Below are 15341 nucleotides of genomic sequence, written 5' to 3'. Positions count from 1 at the left end.
CATCCGCAGTTCGGGCAGGGGGCTCCCCCCCCTGCCCCATGACAGATGGCATCCCTCCATGACGTTATCGAACTCTCGCGTGCTGGCCATCAGCCGGTCCGTGTCACTTAGTATTGCCAGCAGCCTGCTGCTTATCGATCTGGCGGTGATCCTCTTCGGCGTGTTCATGCGCTACCTCGCCGGCGGGGCACCCATCTGGACAGACGAGCTGGCCCGCTTTCTGATCATCGGCAGCGTGCTGCTCGGCGCCGGTGCCGTCTGGGTGGAGGGCGGCCACATGCGCGTCGCGCTGATCGAGCGCCTGCTGCCAGCGCCGCTGTGCCGCCTCCTTAACCTCTACCAGTGGCTCCTTACGCTGGGCATTGCCGTCGGCGCCGCCATCATCAGTTATCGCTATGCGATGTCCGTCTCGATGTTCACCAGCCAGGGGCTGGGCATCAGCAGGACGATTCCCATGCTGTCGGTGCCGATTGGCTTCGCGCTGCTGGCCTGGCATGCCCTGTGGCATGGTCCGGCGCCCCTCAAGACACTCACGGAGGACCCCGCATGACCTTGACCATGCTGGCTGTCTTCCTGGTGCACGTCCTGCTGGGGTTACCGCTATTTATCTCACTACTTGCCACGGCGGTGGTGGGCTTCATGTTCGTCGATCCCGCGATGATCCCGCGCATGATGCCCCAGCAGTTCTTCGGCGGCATCAATGTCTTCTCGTTGATGGCCATTCCGCTGTTCATCCTGGCCGGCAACCTGATGAACGTGACGCGGCTGACGGACCGACTCATGGCCTTCGCCAAGCTGCTGGTCGGCCACCTGCGCGGCGGCATGGGCCATGTCAATGTGGTCTCCAGCATCTTCTTCGCCGGCGTGAATGGCTCCGCGGTGGCCGATACCTCGGCGCTGGGCTCGCTGCTCGTGCCGCCCATGCGCAAGGAAGGCTACTCCACCGCCTTTGCCGCGGGCCTCACTGCCGGCAGCTCGCTGATCGGGCCGATCATCCCGCCCAGCATCTTCATGATCCTCTACGCTTCGCTGACCAATACCTCGGTCGGTGACCTGTTTCTCGCCGGCGTGTTCCCGGGCTTGCTGCTGGGCCTGGCGTTCATGACCATGAACGCCTGGTATGCCTGGCACAAGGGACTGGAAAAACGCGGCGGACTCCCTTCACGCCGGGAGCTGGTGGTCACGGCCCTGGGCGCCCTGCCCGCGCTGGTGGCCCCCTTCATCATCGTCTCGGGGATCGTCATGGGCTTCGTCACGCCCACCGAATCCGGGGCGCTCACGGCGCTCTACGTGGCCCTGTGCGGCCTGGCGCAGGGCAATCTGCGCCTCAATGATTTCTGGAAGGCCATGGTCGACACCACGCGCCTGACCTCGGCGATCTTCCTGATCATGGCCGCCTCGGCCACCATCAGCTGGCTGCTCTCCTATGCCCAGGTGCCCAACGAATTCGTGGCGCTGCTGGCTCCCTACATCGAGCAGCCGGTGGTGATCCTGCTGCTGCTGAGCCTGATCACCTTCGTCACCGGCATGTTCATGGAGGAGGTCTCGGCCCTGATGCTGCTGACGCCGATCTTCTCTCCCGTGGCCATGATGGCGGGCATCGACCCGGTGCATCTGGGCATCATCATCACCTTGAACATCACCATTGCCCTGATCACCCCACCGATGGGCGCCTGTGTGTTCGTCGCGGCCGCGGTCAGTCGGATCGAGATCACCTCGCTGTTTCGTACCATCTGGCCATTCGTGGTGACGGCGATCCTGGTGCTGATCCTGCTCATCCTGTTCCCTTCCCTGACCCTCTGGCTACCGACTCAGCTTGGCTGACCCCATGGAGACCGTCGTGAACCGCTCACTGTCATCACCCATCGACCGCCACCCCGACCCCGACTGGTCGGTGGTGAGCCGCATCCCCATCACGGGAAGTGGCGAGCCACTGGTTCCGTTGAGCCTGGCACCGTCACCGATCAAGATCTTCCCGGTCTATGCCAAGCAGGACATTCCCGGGGCAATCAGCGAATGCTATGTCCGTGAAGGGGTCTATCGGCGGCTGCTGAAAGTGGCACGCTCCCTGCCCGCGGAATACGGCCTGGTGATCCTGGACGGCTGGCGACCCTGGCGCGTGCAGCAGTACCTCTTCGATACGCTGCAGGAGGCCATCCGCTCTCACCATCCCGAACTCAGCGACGAGACACTGCTGGAGCGAACGCGGGAATTCGTTTCCGTGCCCAGTCGCGAGGCGAACTCGCCGAGCCCCCACCTCACCGGCGGCGCCGTGGATGTGACCCTGAGCGATGCCGACGGGCTGCCGCTGGACATGGGCACCCTGTTCGACGAGGCCGTGCCGGCCTCCCACACTGCCGCGCTGGAAGAGATTGTTCGCCCGGATGCCCGACAGCGACAGGCCCGCGACAACCGCCGCCGCCTCCATGGCACCATGCGCGAACAGGGCTTTACCAACTTGCCGAGCGAGTGGTGGCACTACGATGCCGGCGACCAGCTATGGGCCCATTACAGCGGGCATGCTCAGGCCCTCTATGGGCCGGCGGAGCTCGAGACCATTGAAAGTCGTTGGCGGCGACAGCTGTGAGCCCAGAGCCTGCTGCGCTGCTGGCCTGACACGAGGGCACTAGGCATGAGGCTCAGGACTGTCGCACATAGCTGCCAGGGGCGTCTTCGAGCGGCGGGAAGCGCTCGCTGCCCATCGGGGGTGGCGAGACCTTGCCGGACGAACGTGAGCCTAGCCAACTCTGCAAGGCCGGCCACCAGGAGCCTTCGTGTTCCGGGGCAATCTGCTGCCAGGTTTCCGGATCCAGGTAGGGCTCGCCCTGACGCTGGGTGCGCATCTGGAAACGCCGGTGTGGGTGCTGTAGCTCGCTGACAATGCCCGCGTTGTGTCCGCCGTTGGTAAGCAGGAAGGTCACCTCCTCGGCATCGGTCAGCAGATGAATCTTGTAGACCGACTCCCAAGGGGCGACGTGATCCTTGGTCGTCCCCACCGCCAACACGGGCACCCGGATGTCCTGGATCGCAATGGGTCGATGATCCACCTGATAGCGACCACTGGCCAGGTCGTTGTTCAGGAACAGGGAGCGCAGGTAGTCAGAATGCATGCGATAAGGCATGCGTGTGATATCGGCGTTCCAGGCCATGAGTGCGTTCATCGGCTGCCGCTTGCCCAGCAGGTAGTCATGCACCATGCGCGACCAGATCAGGTCGTTGGAACGCAGGATCTGGAAGGCGCCGGCCATCTGATAGCCGTCCAGGTAACCCTGGTCCCACATCATGTTCTCGAGATAGGCCACCTGACTCTCGCCGACGAATAGCATCAGCTCGCCCGCCTCGGTGAAGTCCACCTGTGTGGCCAGGGTGGTGAGCGAGGCCAGCCGCTCGTCACCGTCACGCGCCATGCCCGCCGCGGCAATCGACAGCAGGGTCCCGCCCAAGCAGTAGCCCAGGCCATGCACCTTGGGCTGGCCGGTGATCTCGGTCACCACGTCCAGTGCCGCCATGGGGCCGAGCCGGCGGTAGTCTTCCAGGCTCAGGTCGCGATCCTCCGAGTCCGGATTGCGCCAGGAGATCATGAATACCGTATGGCCCTGGTCCACCAGGTACTCCACCAGCGACTGGCCGGGGGCCAGGTCGAGCACGTAGTACTTCATGATCCAGGCCGGCACGATCAGCACCGGCTCGGCATGGACCTGTGGCGTAGTGGGCGAGTACTGGATCAACTCGATCAACCGGTTACGATAGACCACCTTGCCGGGGGTGACGGCCAGGTTCTCGCCGACAGAAAATCGCTCGGCGCCTATCGGTGGCTTGCCCGAGATGTTGCGTTCCCAGTCCTCGAGGAAGTTCTGCCAGCCATCCACCAGGTTCATGCCGCCTGTCTGCAGCGTGGCCGCGGTCACCTCCGGATTCAGCCAGGGCGCGTTGGATGGCGACCAGTGGTCCAGCAGCTGACGGGTCATGAAGTTGACCACCCGTTCGCGAGGCGGCGACAGGCCCTCGACACCGGTCGTGGCGTTGTGCCACCACTGCTGAGTCAGCAGAAAGGACTGATACATGACGTTGTACGGCCACTGCTGCCACGCCTCATCCGCGAAACGCTTGTCCTGCGCCATGGGCTGGATACAGGGGCTGGCCGCCGGGTCGCTGGCGACACGACTCACGTAATGTCCCAGCCGCAGGCTCTTGCGCAGGGCCTTCTCGCCCAGCTCCACCTGCTTGCCCGGCGACAGCGCAAGGTGCGCCAGCCATTCGACGTACACGCTGACTACCCCCGCCGGGGTGATGCCCGCGGTCATCCGCGCCAGGTTCGCCTTGAAGGCGCGGTCGAGGGCATGGGTGGAATAGAGCCCCGGATTCGGCCGTTCCTGCTCGGTCGGGGCTGGCGGACACGAAAGGTCTTCTGCGCCACGGGATATCGTCCGGCTCTCTTCGGTCATCGCCCTGCCCCCTTCAACGAAAAATTGCCAACCGCAGCGCCTTGGTTACCCTTCATGGCACTCGCCCCTCAGCCTAGCAGATACTGCACCGCATCATGACACCTCGTCGCCGTCCAGAGCGACTCCCCTACTCCCCCGCGGAAACCGGTTGGGTGGCGTCGAGGAATTCGATAAGGCGCTCCAGGGGCATGGGACGCGCAACGTAAAAGCCCTGGAAAAGATCGCATCCATGGGTCATCAGCAAGTCGTGCTGCTTCTCATGCTCGATGCCTTCAGCGACCACCTTCAGCCCGAGGTGGTGCGCCATGGAGATGATGCCCTGGATGATCGCCGCGTCCTCCGCACTGTGGGTGACCTCGTTGACGAAACTGCGGTCGATCTTCACCGTGTCGATGGGCAGGTTCTTGAGGTAGCTGAGGCTGGAAAAGCCGGTTCCAAAATCGTCGATGGCGACGCCCACCCCCATGCCCCTAAGGGCGTGCAGGGTATCGATGGCACTTTCGGTATCGTTCATCAGCACGCCTTCGGTCAGCTCCAACGACAGTTTCGGCGCCGGTAAGCCGGTGACGGCCAGGGTCTGGCGCAGGTTGCCGAGAAAGCTCGAACGGTGGAACTGCAGCGGCGAGAGGTTGACCGCAACATTCAGGATGCCCTGCCCTGCCTCGTCGAGCATGCGCAGGTCATGGCAGGCCCTCGAGAGTACCCACTCGCTGATCGGGATGATCTGGCCGGTCTCCTCGGCCAAGGGAATGAACTGTGCGGGAGAAACATAGCCGCGAATGGGGTTTGGCCAGCGCAATAGCGCCTCCACGCCCACTACCCGTCCCTGCCGGTCGATCAACGGCTGATAGTGCAGCTCGAAGGCCTGCACATCGATCGCCTCCTGGAGCTCATTACGCAGTGCGACGCGATCTCCCAGCCGATGGGTGATCTCGGGCGTGAACCAATGGTAGGCATTGCGCCCTTGCTGCTTGGCCAGGTACATGGCCATGTCCGCCTGCTGGATCAGCTCGTTGGGCTGGGACACCTCCGAACTGCTGACGGCGATGCCGATGCTGCAGGAGAGCGAAAGTTCATGCTCGCCGACCCGATAGGGCCGGGCAATGAGCGCCAACAGCCGCTCTGCCACCTGCAGCGCCTGCTCGTCATGGTGCAGGTCCGGCAGCAGCACCACGAATTCGTCGCCCCCCAGGCGCGCCAGGGTATCGCCCGCGCGCATCGCCGCGGACAGGCGCTGCGAGACTCCCAGCAGCAGCTGGTCGCCGATGGCATGCCCCAGGCTGTCATTGATCGGTTTGAACTCGTCGAGGTCGACGAAGAGGACCGCCAGCAGGTGCCCTTGACGCCTGGCCAGCTCGAAATCATGGACCAGCCGATCCTCAAGCAGCGCGCGGTTTGCCAATCCGGTCAAGGCATCGTGGCTGGCGTGGTAGGCCAGGCGGGCCTCATAGGCCTTGCGCTCGGAGATATCATGCTGGATGCCCACATAGTGGGTGACCTGCCCCTCCTCGTCGCGCACCGGGGCGATGTAGAGATCGTTCCAGAAGGGGGCGCCGTCCTTGCGATAGTTGCACAGGGTGACATGCACCTCACACTGGCGTGCCAACTGCTGGCGAACCTGCTGCACTGCCGCCACGTCGGTCTCGGCGCCCTGCAGGAAGCGACAATTGCGGCCGATGATCTCTTCGCGTGTGTAGCCCGTCATGCGCTGGAAGGCATCATTGGCATAGATGATCGGCAGATCGGGCTCGCCTGCATCAGCGATCAGCACCCCGTTGACACTGGCCTCCACCCCGCGCTCGAGAATCCGCAGCCGGGTCTCGTGTTCCCGGCGTTGCGTGACATCCTTGGCGATGCCGTAGACCCCCTGGATGCGCTCATCGATCACGATCGGCAGGTTGGTGATATCCAGACGACGGACCTTGCCGTCTCGATGAGGAATCTGCAATTCATAGCAGCAGGGTTCGCCGGCCGCGGTGATCTCGAACTTCTGCTGAACATGCGCCAGGTCGTCGGGTTGCAGGAATTGCGAAAAGTGCGCGCCCAGGATCTGTTCGACGGGGAAGCCAGTGAGCGCAGAGCAATGATCATTGGCCGTGGCGAAGTGTCCTCGCAGGTCCAATGAAAACACCGCATCCGGGTTATAGGCGAAGAGCGACCGGTAGCGCTGCTCGCTCTCCCACAACGAACGCCGATCCTGCTCGCGCTCCACCGCCAGCGCCACCAGATCCACGGCCTGACGCGTCATTTCCAGTTCGGTACCGTCCGGTCTGGCCGGCCGCCGATAATAGGTCGCAAAGGTACCGAGCAACCGACCATCACTGGCGATCACCGGATAGGACCAGCAGGCCCTGAGCCCCTCACGCGTGGCCAGGGTCCTGACCCCCTTCCAGCGTGGATCATTCTCGAGGTCCTCACAGACCACCACGTCACGGTCATGGGCCGAGCTGCCACAGGCGCCCATGCCGGCGGCGATGGGAACCGCGCCGAGCGCCTCTCGGTAGCCCACCGGCAGACTGTTTCCCGCCACCAGGCGCAGCTCGCGGCCTTCGTCATCGGCCAGCATGATCGAGCATAGCCCTCCGTGCAGCTGATCCTCGAGCATGAGGCAGATGGCGTCGAGGGTCTGACCGAGCGGGACCTCCTCGGCAATCATCGCCTGGATGGAGTGCTGCTGCTCGAGCTGCCCCCGCGCCGCCATCAGCTGACGGGAGTGCCCCAGGACCAGGCGCACCATCCCCAGGCTGAAGACCAGCAGATAGGTCAGCGTCAAACCGCCGAGGCCAACGGCCGACGGCACGATAGCGGCCTGCAGCCAGCTCGCCTCGGACGCGGGGTGCACGGAGGGGCTGAGCATCGGTCCGCCCGGCAGACCGATGTGGCGTGCCGCGAAGATGGGGGCCGTCACATCACGCGCGACCCTGCCCGGTGCTGCCAGGGAGAGAAGCACCACGTCATCACGAGAGAGGTTGACCTGAAAGTCGGCCAGTTGAATGCGCAGCCCACGCTCCAGGAGCGTCGCCATGTCCAAAACGGCCACCAGCTGCTGGTCGCGACGCGGTACCCCGATCACCATGATCGCCAGACCCGGGGCGCTGTCATCGGGCACTATCATGCGCGGCTGGGGAAAGGGCATGTCCAGCCAGTCGCTCACGCGCTCGGCATCCTTCCATTGCGCCAGCCAGCGCCGCGCCGCGCCTCGTCGCTGCGCGCGCGGTGCCAGAGCCAGTCCTGGTCGCTACCCAGCAGGCCGATGACCTCGAGGCTGGGGATATCACGCAGGTAGTTGGCCGTATCGCGATTCAGTACGGCGGGTTCCAAGCCCGCAGCGGAGGCGTCCATCCGCTCGGCCATACGCTGCATCAGCATCAAGTGCGCGCTCATCACCTGCTCGGCATTAAGTCGAACGTTGTCGAGCAGATACCCCGCCTGCTGGTCAATCCGCTGTTGCTGCTGCCAGCCCAGTAGGGTCCACGCCAGACTGCTGGCCACCACCCCGGCCAGGCCTGCCAAGACGGCCGCTCTTCCCAGCTTGAGCTGCCGCTGAGCCGTCCGGGCACTCGCCGCCACCATGGCGCTGCCGAACATCAGCGCGAACAGGGCCACCACCAGCGGGGATGAGGTCATCCCCGCCCATCCAGGACCATCCGCCGAGAAGACGAGCAGCATCCCTAGCAGGATCAGCCCGAAGAACAGCAGCAGACAGCCGCCCACCTGCCACAGCCGGGGCAGCCCCGGCCGCCCGAGCCCCGAGACTAGACAGCCGGCAACCACCACCAGCAAGGCGGCCAGGAGGGAGCCAACCCGCGGCTCCCCGGACAGCCAGGAGACGCCCGCCTGGCTCCCGCCGAGCGCGGCATTGTGCAGCAGAGTATAGCCCATCAGGGCCAGCAGGCCGCCCCCGGCCAGCAACCGCATGCGCCGCCACTGCTGCACCACCGCCAGCAGGCCCGCCCCGCACAAGGCGGCGGCCAGCGCGGCATCCGGGGCCAACAGTGTTTGCAGGGGGTAGTGTAACCACTCCAGCATCCCGGCCAGGCCCATCAGCACAAAGGCCGCCGATACCATCAGCAGCCAGCTATCCAGGGCGATATCGCGGGTCTTGAACGGCATGAACGGGGTGCTCCCTGCGCGTGGCCAACAAGGTATCTGGACGAGCCCGCTCCAGTGGCCTCCTTGTTGCAGTGCTCCAGATGGTGCGGTGCTACGCATGAGAACACCAGCCTCTAGTCTCATCCAATAGGCTGAGAGTCCTCAGCTTACCACTCCCGCGCCACGCTGTTGTCGGCATCCGTCCGGTGGAACAGCCAGGCAGGGGCCAATGCCAACCGGCAGGATGTTGCGGCAACTGCCCACACGACTAATAACCAAAGGCTATTGGAAATCCTATTTCATATTCTCTAGCGTATTTCCCCAAGATCGCCACGGCCACCGTGACGGATTTGCTGGTTTCACCGAATAAACAGGAGTAATCCCATGCTCAAGCGCATAGCCCTTACCGCCCTGGCCGCGGGCCTGATGACCGCCGGCAGCCTGGCCCAGGCCGATGACCACGCTATCCGAGTCGGTATGTCCGGCGGCTATTTTCCCTTCACCTTTGTCGAGCAGGACAAGCTCCAGGGCTTCGAGGTGGATGTCATGGAGGCCGTGGCCGAGGAGATGGATGTCGAGGTCGAGTTCGTCACGGCGAACTTCTCGGGACTGTTCGGCATGCTCGAGTCGGGGCGCATCGACACCATTGCCAACCAGATCACCATCACCGAGGAGCGCGCCGCCAAGTACGCCTTCACCGAGCCCTACGTCTATGACGGGGCGCAGGTGGTGGTAAAGGCCGGCAACGAGGCGATCGAGGGCGTCGAGGACCTGAAGGGCAAGACCGTCGCCGTCAACCTGGGCTCCAACTACGAGGAGCTGCTGCGCGAACTGCCCTATGCCGACGAGATCGACATTCGTACCTACGAGAGCAACATCGAGCAGGATACCGCCCTGGGCCGCGTCGACGCCTTCGTCATGGACCGGGTGAGTGCCAGCCAGGTGATCAAGGAGAAGCCGATGCCGCTGGCGCTGGCCGGCCAGCCGTTCTCCGAGATCCGCAATGCCCTACCGTTCCGCGACACCGAGGAAGACCGCGCCCTGCGTGATCGGGTAGACGCCGCCCTGGCCACCCTGCGCGAGTCAGGCGAGCTCCAGGCGATCTCGGAAGAGTGGTTCGGCACCGACATCACGCGTCCCTGAGGCGCTGAGTCGCTCCCATGCCTTTGCTCGATGTCGACTACATGCTGGGGCTGGTGCCCATCCTGCTGCGCTACCTGCCGCTGACCCTGCAGATGGCCGCCGTGGGAATGGCACTGGCCCTGGTACTTGCCTGCGGCCTCGCCGTGATCCGCGTGCTGCGCATCCCGGGCCTGAACGCCGCCACCCTGCTGTTCATCTCGTTCTTTCGCGGCACGCCGCTACTGGTGCAGCTGTTCCTGTTCTACTACGGCTTGCCCCAGCTGCTGGCCTTCCTGACCCAGATCAATGGCATTACCGCCACCATCATGGGCCTGACCCTGCACTTCTCGGCCTACATGGCGGAATCGATACGCGCCGCCATCGTCGGTGTCGACCGGAGCCAGACGGAGGCGGCGCTGTCCATCGGCATGACCAACGGCCAGCTGATGCGGCGCATCGTGCTGCCCCAGGCCACGCGGGTCGCCGTGCCGACGCTGATGAACTACTTCATCGACATGATCAAGGCCACCTCTCTGGCCTTCACCCTGGGGGTCACCGAACTGATGGGCGCGACCCAGAAGGAGGCCGCCGGCAGCTTCCTCTACTTCGAGGCGTTCATCACCGTGGCGATCTTCTACTGGCTGATCGTCGAGCTGCTGGCCTGGGTCCAGCGGCGCCTGGAAACCCGGCTCAACGAGGCATACCGCCGATGATCAAGGTAGAGGGACTCATCAAGCGTTTCGGCGGCCAGGCGGTGCTCGACGGCATCGATCTGGCCATCGAACAGGGCGAGATCGTCGTCATCATCGGTCCCTCGGGGACCGGCAAGTCGACCCTGCTGCGCTGCTTGAACTTCCTCGAGCGCCCGGATGCGGGGCGGCTGACCATCGGCGACCTGAATGTCGACGTCACGCGCGCGACCCGCGCCGACATCCTGACGGCACGCCGGCGCACCGCCTTCGTGTTCCAGAACTATGCGCTGTTCGCCAATAAGACGGCGCTGCAGAACATCGCCGAGGGGCTGATCGTCGTCAACCGCTGGCCCAAGGAGCGCGCCCACGCCCGGGCGCGGGAGATCCTCGAGCGCATTGGCCTGGCCGACAAGGCCGATGCCTACCCCGCCTCGCTCTCCGGTGGCCAGCAGCAGCGGGTGGGCATCGGCCGCGCCATGGCGGCCCAGGCCGAGGTGATCCTCTTCGACGAACCGACCTCCTCGCTGGACCCGGAGTGGGTCGAGGAGGTGCTCGGCCTGATGAAGCGGCTCGCCGCCGAGCGCCAGACCATGCTGGTGGTCACCCACGAGATGAGCTTCGCCCGGGACGTGGCGGATCGGGTGATCTTCATGGAGGGCGGACGCATCGTCGAACAGGGGCCGCCCGACCAGCTGTTTCGCGCGCCCCAGGATCCTCGCACGCGCGACTTCCTGCGCCAGGTGCTGGCCACCCAGGTCGCCCTGGACGTCCCCGACTAGGCGTTATTCGGCCCCTGGCGGCCCTTGTCGGTCAGGGCTGTCACAGATAGTTTACACGGGGCTAACCTGGCGACAACCCTTCGAGGAGGCGCTGTGAACCCCTCCCTGGGCGCTACCGACGCCATCCCTGGCGTAGGACCTCCTCTTCGGCTTGTCCCCAGCGCCCATTGAGTCCGGTAACGGCGATAGCCCTGCCTCGCCGGGTGGTCGCGTTGTGAGGCGTGGCGGCCATCCCGTATAGTGTTCGTACACGTTTTCAGGCCCACGCTTCCTCGATGCCACAACCCCGCGTCCAGATCCGCCCTCGCCGCCGCCCGCCGCTGCATTTCCTGCCACTGGGGGGCTGTGGCGAGATCGGCATGAACCTCAGCCTCTATGGCTTTGGTGAGAGGGACGGCGAGGACGACTGGATCGCCGTGGACTGCGGCATGATGATCCGCCAGGACCTGCCGGACAATCCGCTCCAGGTCCCCGATCTCTCCACCCTCGAGCGCCTGTCGATCCGCCCCCGGGCGCTGATCATCACCCATGGTCACGAGGATCATATCGGCGCCGCCGCCTGGCTATGGCCAAGGTGGGGCTGCCCGATCCACGCCACGCCGCTGGCGGCGGGCCTGCTGCGCGCCAAGTTCGTCGAGCGCGGGCTCGCCACCGACGCCATCCGGGTGATCGACCCCGGGGAGGCGCTGGAGACCGGCCCCTTCACCCTGCGTTTCCTACCGCTGACCCACTCGATTCCCGAGAGCTGCGCGCTGCTGATCGCCGCGGGCGAGCATCGGGTGCTGCATACCGGCGACTGGAAGCTGGATCCCGAGCCGCTGATCGGCCCGCCGATCTCGGCCACCACCTTCCGCGCCATCGCCCCGGTGGACCTGGTGGTGGGCGACTCCACCAACGCCCCGCTGCCCGGCCATTCGCGCAGCGAGGGCGAGGTCGCCGAGGCCCTGACCCGCACCATCGCCCAGTGCGAGGGGCGCGTGGTGGTGAGCTGCTTCGCCAGCAACCTGGCCCGGGTGCTCGCCATCGGCCGTGCGGCCCGGCGCTGCGGGCGTCGGGTCAGCCTGATGGGGCGTTCCATGGAGCGCATGGTCGGCGTGGCCCGCCAGCTGGGCTACATGGACGACCTGCCGCCGCTGGTTCCGGTCACCGACCTCGGCTATCTGCCGCCCGAAGAGGTACTGGTGATCGCCACCGGCAGCCAGGGCGAGCCCCGGGCGGCGCTGTCACGCCTGTCCCAGGGGCGCCACTCCCACTTCGAGCTGATGACCGGCGACACGGTGATCTTCTCGGCCAAGGCGATTCCCGGCAACGAGCGGCTGATCCAGCGCCTGAAGGCCGGGCTCCGGCACTTCGGCGTGAGCCTCTTCGACGAGGACAATCATCCCGAACTGCACGCCTCGGGCCACCCCGCTCAGGAGGAGCTGCGCACCTTCTACGGCTGGGTGAAGCCGCGCCACCTACTGCCGGTGCACGGCGAGGCTCGCCACCAGCAGGCCCACCAGTCGCTGGCGGCATCATTGGGCATTCAGGCCCCGGTGATCCCGACCAACGGCGACCTGATCCGCCTGGATGCCAGCGGCCTCTCCCTCACGGCGCGCCACCCCCAGCAGCCGCACATCGTCAGCCAGGATGCGGTCGCCGCCCTGCCGGGCCTCGGCGGCGGCGACGGCGGGCATCGCTCGCGCCACGGCAGCCTGTATCTCGCCCTCTCGGTGGCGGCTACCGACACCGGCTGGACGCGGATCGGCCGACTGATGCTCGATACCAGCCAGACGAGCCCCATGGACGAGACCGATTTCGCCGACTGGTTGGATGACTGCCTCGACGAGATCGAAGTGGATTCCCTGGCGGAATTACGGCTAGCGCTGCAGCCGAGGCTGCTCGGCTGGCTGGCCGATCACCTGCACCGAGTTCCCGAGGTGCACCTGCAGATCCTCGCCGTGGAAGCGGAGATGCTGGGAAGGTAAGGCCGAGATTGTGCGGGGTGTAGGAGCGGTCGGTTCGACGCGTCGACTTGCACCGCGAAAAGCTGAGGCCCTTCATCGCCGTGCAAGCACGGCTCCCACAACAGTTCGGTGGCTGTCAGATAAAGCTGGCTTGGGCAATCGCGGTGCAAGCATCGCTCCCAAAGGGCAACCCCATCGCTCGGGCAAGCCGAAGCAGGAGCCCTGCCCTCACCGCGCCTCGAGAAAGAGGCGCGGCATAAAACGGCTCATGACTTGCTGCCGTTCTTCGGCGGACGACCGCGCTTGCGCGTGGGCTGTTCGGTCACCAGATCATCCAGGGAAAGGCCGGCCTCAGTGATCTGCTCGCGGATCTCGGCGAGCTTCCTGGCCTTCTCGGCTTCCTCTTCCTGGCGCTGAATTTCCTCGTCCTTCTTCTGCTCGATGACCTCACCGATGACCTCGGCCAGCTTGTGCAGCTGTTCCATGCTGAGCTGGCGTGCCGCGGCACGAGCCACGTTCTTGTTGCGGGCGATGCGCTCCAGGGTTTCGCTGGACATTGGCGGTCTCCATGCCGGATGTTGGAATGTCGTAATTAAAGTGTGACACGTCAAAAGTATATGCACTGATACCACATTGGCAAGAAGCATTGCGCGAAAAGCGAGAATCTCACCGGGCATAATGATCGCCCATACAGCGTGGCAAACGAGCAGGATTCACGATGTGGCTAGGCGATTAGTGGGGACAAAACACAACGGGCGACACCGAGGTGTCGCCCGAAAAACCTTGCCGGCATCGCCTGATGTTACCGCGCGGCGGATCAGCCCCCGGTCATGTTCATGAAGCGCACCACCTGAACATCGCCATCGGTCGTGAAGTGATGACGCTCCGGCTTCAGCGGCATGGCGCGCACGATGGCCGTCTTCACGGCCTCGATATCCCCCGGGTGGCGGCGCAGCACGGCGCGCAGGTCCACGGAGTGCTCGTTGCCGAGACACAGCAGCAGGCGCCCCTCCACGGTGACACGCACCCGGTTGCAGGTGTCGCAGAAATTGTGGCTATGGGGCGAGATGAAGCCGACGCGCGACTCGCTGTCGGGCATCATGAAGTAGCGTGACGGCCCGAGCGTCGACTCGGTGGTGGGAATCAGCTCATGGCGGGTCTGGATGCGCTCCTGGACCTCGTCGCTCGAGCAGAAGGTTTCGGCTCGGGAGTGGTCGGAGACATCGCCCAGCGGCATTTCCTCGATGAAGCTGATGTCGAGCCCCTCGGCGCGGGCGAAGTCGACCAGGTCGATCACCTCGTCGTCGTTGCGCCCCTTGAGGATCACCGCGTTGAGCTTGATGCGCTCGAAGCCGGCCTCACGGGCGGCACGAATGCCCGCGATGACCTTGTTCAGGTCGCCGGTGCGGGTCAGACGACGAAAGCGCTCGGGGTCGAGGGAATCGAGGCTGATATTGAGCCGCTTGAGCCCCCCGTCGCGCAGGCGACCGGCGAACTTCGGCAGGCTCGCGCCATTGGTCGTCATGGCGAAATCCTTGAGGCCGGGCAGTACGCCGATATCATCGACCAGGCGATCGATGTCGCGACGCACCAGGGGCTCGCCCCCGGTCAGGCGGATCTTCTCCACGCCCATCTCGGTGAAGGCGCGCGCTACCGTCGCCAGCTCCTCGAGGGTCAGCACCTGAGCCCGCGGGAGAAAGGTCATCTCCTCGCTCATACAGTAGACGCAGCGGAAGTCACAGCGATCGGTGACCGAGATGCGCACGTAACTCACCCGCCTGCCGAAATCGTCGATCAGCTCATCGGTCATTAAGAACACTCCCAGCGACTGGCGTCATGATGATCGCCGTCGCGTTCCGACACCCAATAGTCCCCGCTGGCCGTGTGCTCCTTCTTCCAGAAGGGAGCGCGGGTCTTGAGATAGTCCATGATGAAGTCGCAGGCCTCGAAGGCGGCGCGCCGATGGGCACTGGCGACCACTACCAACACGATAGGGTCCGCGGGGGTCAGGCGTCCAATCCGGTGAATCACCGTCACCCCTTGAAGCGGCCAGCGACCCTCGGCTTTTTGAACGATCGCGCCGAGCGCGGCCTCGGTCATCCCCGGGTAGTGCTCCAGGGTCAACGCCTGCACCTCGGGGCGCTCGTTGAAGTCGCGCACCAGCCCTGTGAAGCTCACCACCGCCCCGACATCGCTGCGACCGTCGAGGATCGCGCGCTGCTCGGCGCCGACGTCGAAGGTCTCCTGCTGCACGCGTATCATCAC

13 protein-coding genes are annotated in these 15341 nt (G+C 65.0%); 7 read left to right on the top strand and 6 right to left on the bottom strand.

From position 1 onward, the window contains the following. The first annotated feature begins 58 nt into the window (after nt 1–58). Genes FEI13_RS15750 through FEI13_RS15740 form a run of 3 tightly spaced genes read left to right on the top strand, consistent with a single transcriptional unit; the run spans nt 59 to nt 2587 of the window. Nucleotides 59–550, top strand: a complete 492-nt coding sequence (locus FEI13_RS15750) for a TRAP transporter small permease (RefSeq protein WP_138182471.1) — start codon at nt 59–61, stop codon at nt 548–550. Next, nucleotides 547–1824 (top strand): TRAP transporter large permease, encoded by a 1278-nt coding sequence (locus FEI13_RS15745; RefSeq protein ID WP_138182470.1) that lies wholly within the window; start codon nt 547–549, stop codon nt 1822–1824. The genes FEI13_RS15750 and FEI13_RS15745 overlap by 4 nt, the downstream gene beginning before the upstream one ends. A 16-nt stretch (nt 1825–1840) precedes the next feature. Next, on the top strand, nt 1841–2587 hold the full coding sequence (locus tag FEI13_RS15740) for a M15 family metallopeptidase (protein ID WP_240036546.1): 747 nt from the start codon (nt 1841–1843) through the stop codon (nt 2585–2587). Nucleotides 2588–2639: 52 nt separating this feature from the next. Here FEI13_RS15740 and FEI13_RS15735 read toward each other — a convergent pair whose 3' ends face one another. The 3 genes from FEI13_RS15735 to FEI13_RS15725 all read right to left on the bottom strand — a co-directional run bounded on the left by FEI13_RS15735 (nt 2640) and on the right by FEI13_RS15725 (nt 8558). Continuing rightward, nucleotides 2640–4445: a PHA/PHB synthase family protein gene (locus tag FEI13_RS15735; RefSeq protein ID WP_138182468.1), complete on the bottom strand. Its 1806-nt coding sequence runs from the start codon at nt 4443–4445 to the stop codon at nt 2640–2642. Between the two features lie 127 nt (nt 4446–4572). Continuing rightward, the gene (locus FEI13_RS15730; RefSeq protein WP_240036545.1) at nt 4573–7599 is read right to left on the bottom strand and encodes an EAL domain-containing protein; all 3027 of its coding nucleotides are present in this window, start codon (nt 7597–7599) and stop codon (nt 4573–4575) included. After that, a complete protein-coding gene (locus FEI13_RS15725) occupies nt 7596–8558 on the bottom strand; it encodes a hypothetical protein (RefSeq protein WP_138182467.1) in 963 nt (320 codons plus the stop codon). Before FEI13_RS15725 ends, FEI13_RS15730 begins: the two co-directional genes overlap by 4 nt. A gap of 363 nt (nt 8559–8921) precedes the next feature. Between FEI13_RS15725 and FEI13_RS15720 the strand changes: the two genes are divergently transcribed. The 4 genes from FEI13_RS15720 (at nt 8922) to FEI13_RS15705 (ending at nt 13097) form a co-directional block, all read left to right on the top strand. Further along, complete coding sequence (locus tag FEI13_RS15720; protein ID WP_138182466.1) at nt 8922–9680, top strand: amino acid ABC transporter substrate-binding protein; 759 nt, start codon at nt 8922–8924, stop codon at nt 9678–9680. 17 nt (nt 9681–9697) lie between these two features. Further along, nucleotides 9698–10372: an amino acid ABC transporter permease gene (locus FEI13_RS15715; RefSeq protein ID WP_138182465.1), complete on the top strand. Its 675-nt coding sequence runs from the start codon at nt 9698–9700 to the stop codon at nt 10370–10372. After that, a complete protein-coding gene (locus FEI13_RS15710) occupies nt 10369–11130 on the top strand; it encodes an amino acid ABC transporter ATP-binding protein (RefSeq protein ID WP_138182464.1) in 762 nt (253 codons plus the stop codon). The genes FEI13_RS15715 and FEI13_RS15710 overlap by 4 nt, the downstream gene beginning before the upstream one ends. 359 nt (nt 11131–11489) lie before the next feature. Further along, entirely contained in the window at nt 11490–13097 is a 1608-nt protein-coding gene (locus FEI13_RS15705) for a ribonuclease J (RefSeq protein WP_138182486.1), read from the top strand. A gap of 245 nt (nt 13098–13342) precedes the next feature. Here the strand turns inward: FEI13_RS15705 and FEI13_RS15700 are convergent, their stop codons facing one another. From FEI13_RS15700 to moaE, 3 genes are all read right to left on the bottom strand, one after another. Next, the gene (locus tag FEI13_RS15700; RefSeq protein ID WP_138182463.1) at nt 13343–13633 is read right to left on the bottom strand and encodes an H-NS family histone-like protein; all 291 of its coding nucleotides are present in this window, start codon (nt 13631–13633) and stop codon (nt 13343–13345) included. A gap of 260 nt (nt 13634–13893) precedes the next feature. Further along, a complete protein-coding gene (moaA, locus tag FEI13_RS15695; RefSeq protein ID WP_138182462.1) occupies nt 13894–14886 on the bottom strand; it encodes a GTP 3',8-cyclase MoaA in 993 nt (330 codons plus the stop codon). Continuing rightward, the gene (gene moaE / locus FEI13_RS15690; protein ID WP_138182461.1) at nt 14886–15338 is read right to left on the bottom strand and encodes a molybdopterin synthase catalytic subunit MoaE; all 453 of its coding nucleotides are present in this window, start codon (nt 15336–15338) and stop codon (nt 14886–14888) included. The genes moaA and moaE overlap by 1 nt, the downstream gene beginning before the upstream one ends. Between the last annotated feature and the right edge of the window lie 3 nt (nt 15339–15341).

The organism is Halomonas urmiana, assembly GCF_005780185.1.
GTDB lineage: Bacteria > Pseudomonadota > Gammaproteobacteria > Pseudomonadales > Halomonadaceae > Halomonas > Halomonas urmiana.
This window is presented reverse-complemented; position numbering and strand designations above follow the sequence as displayed.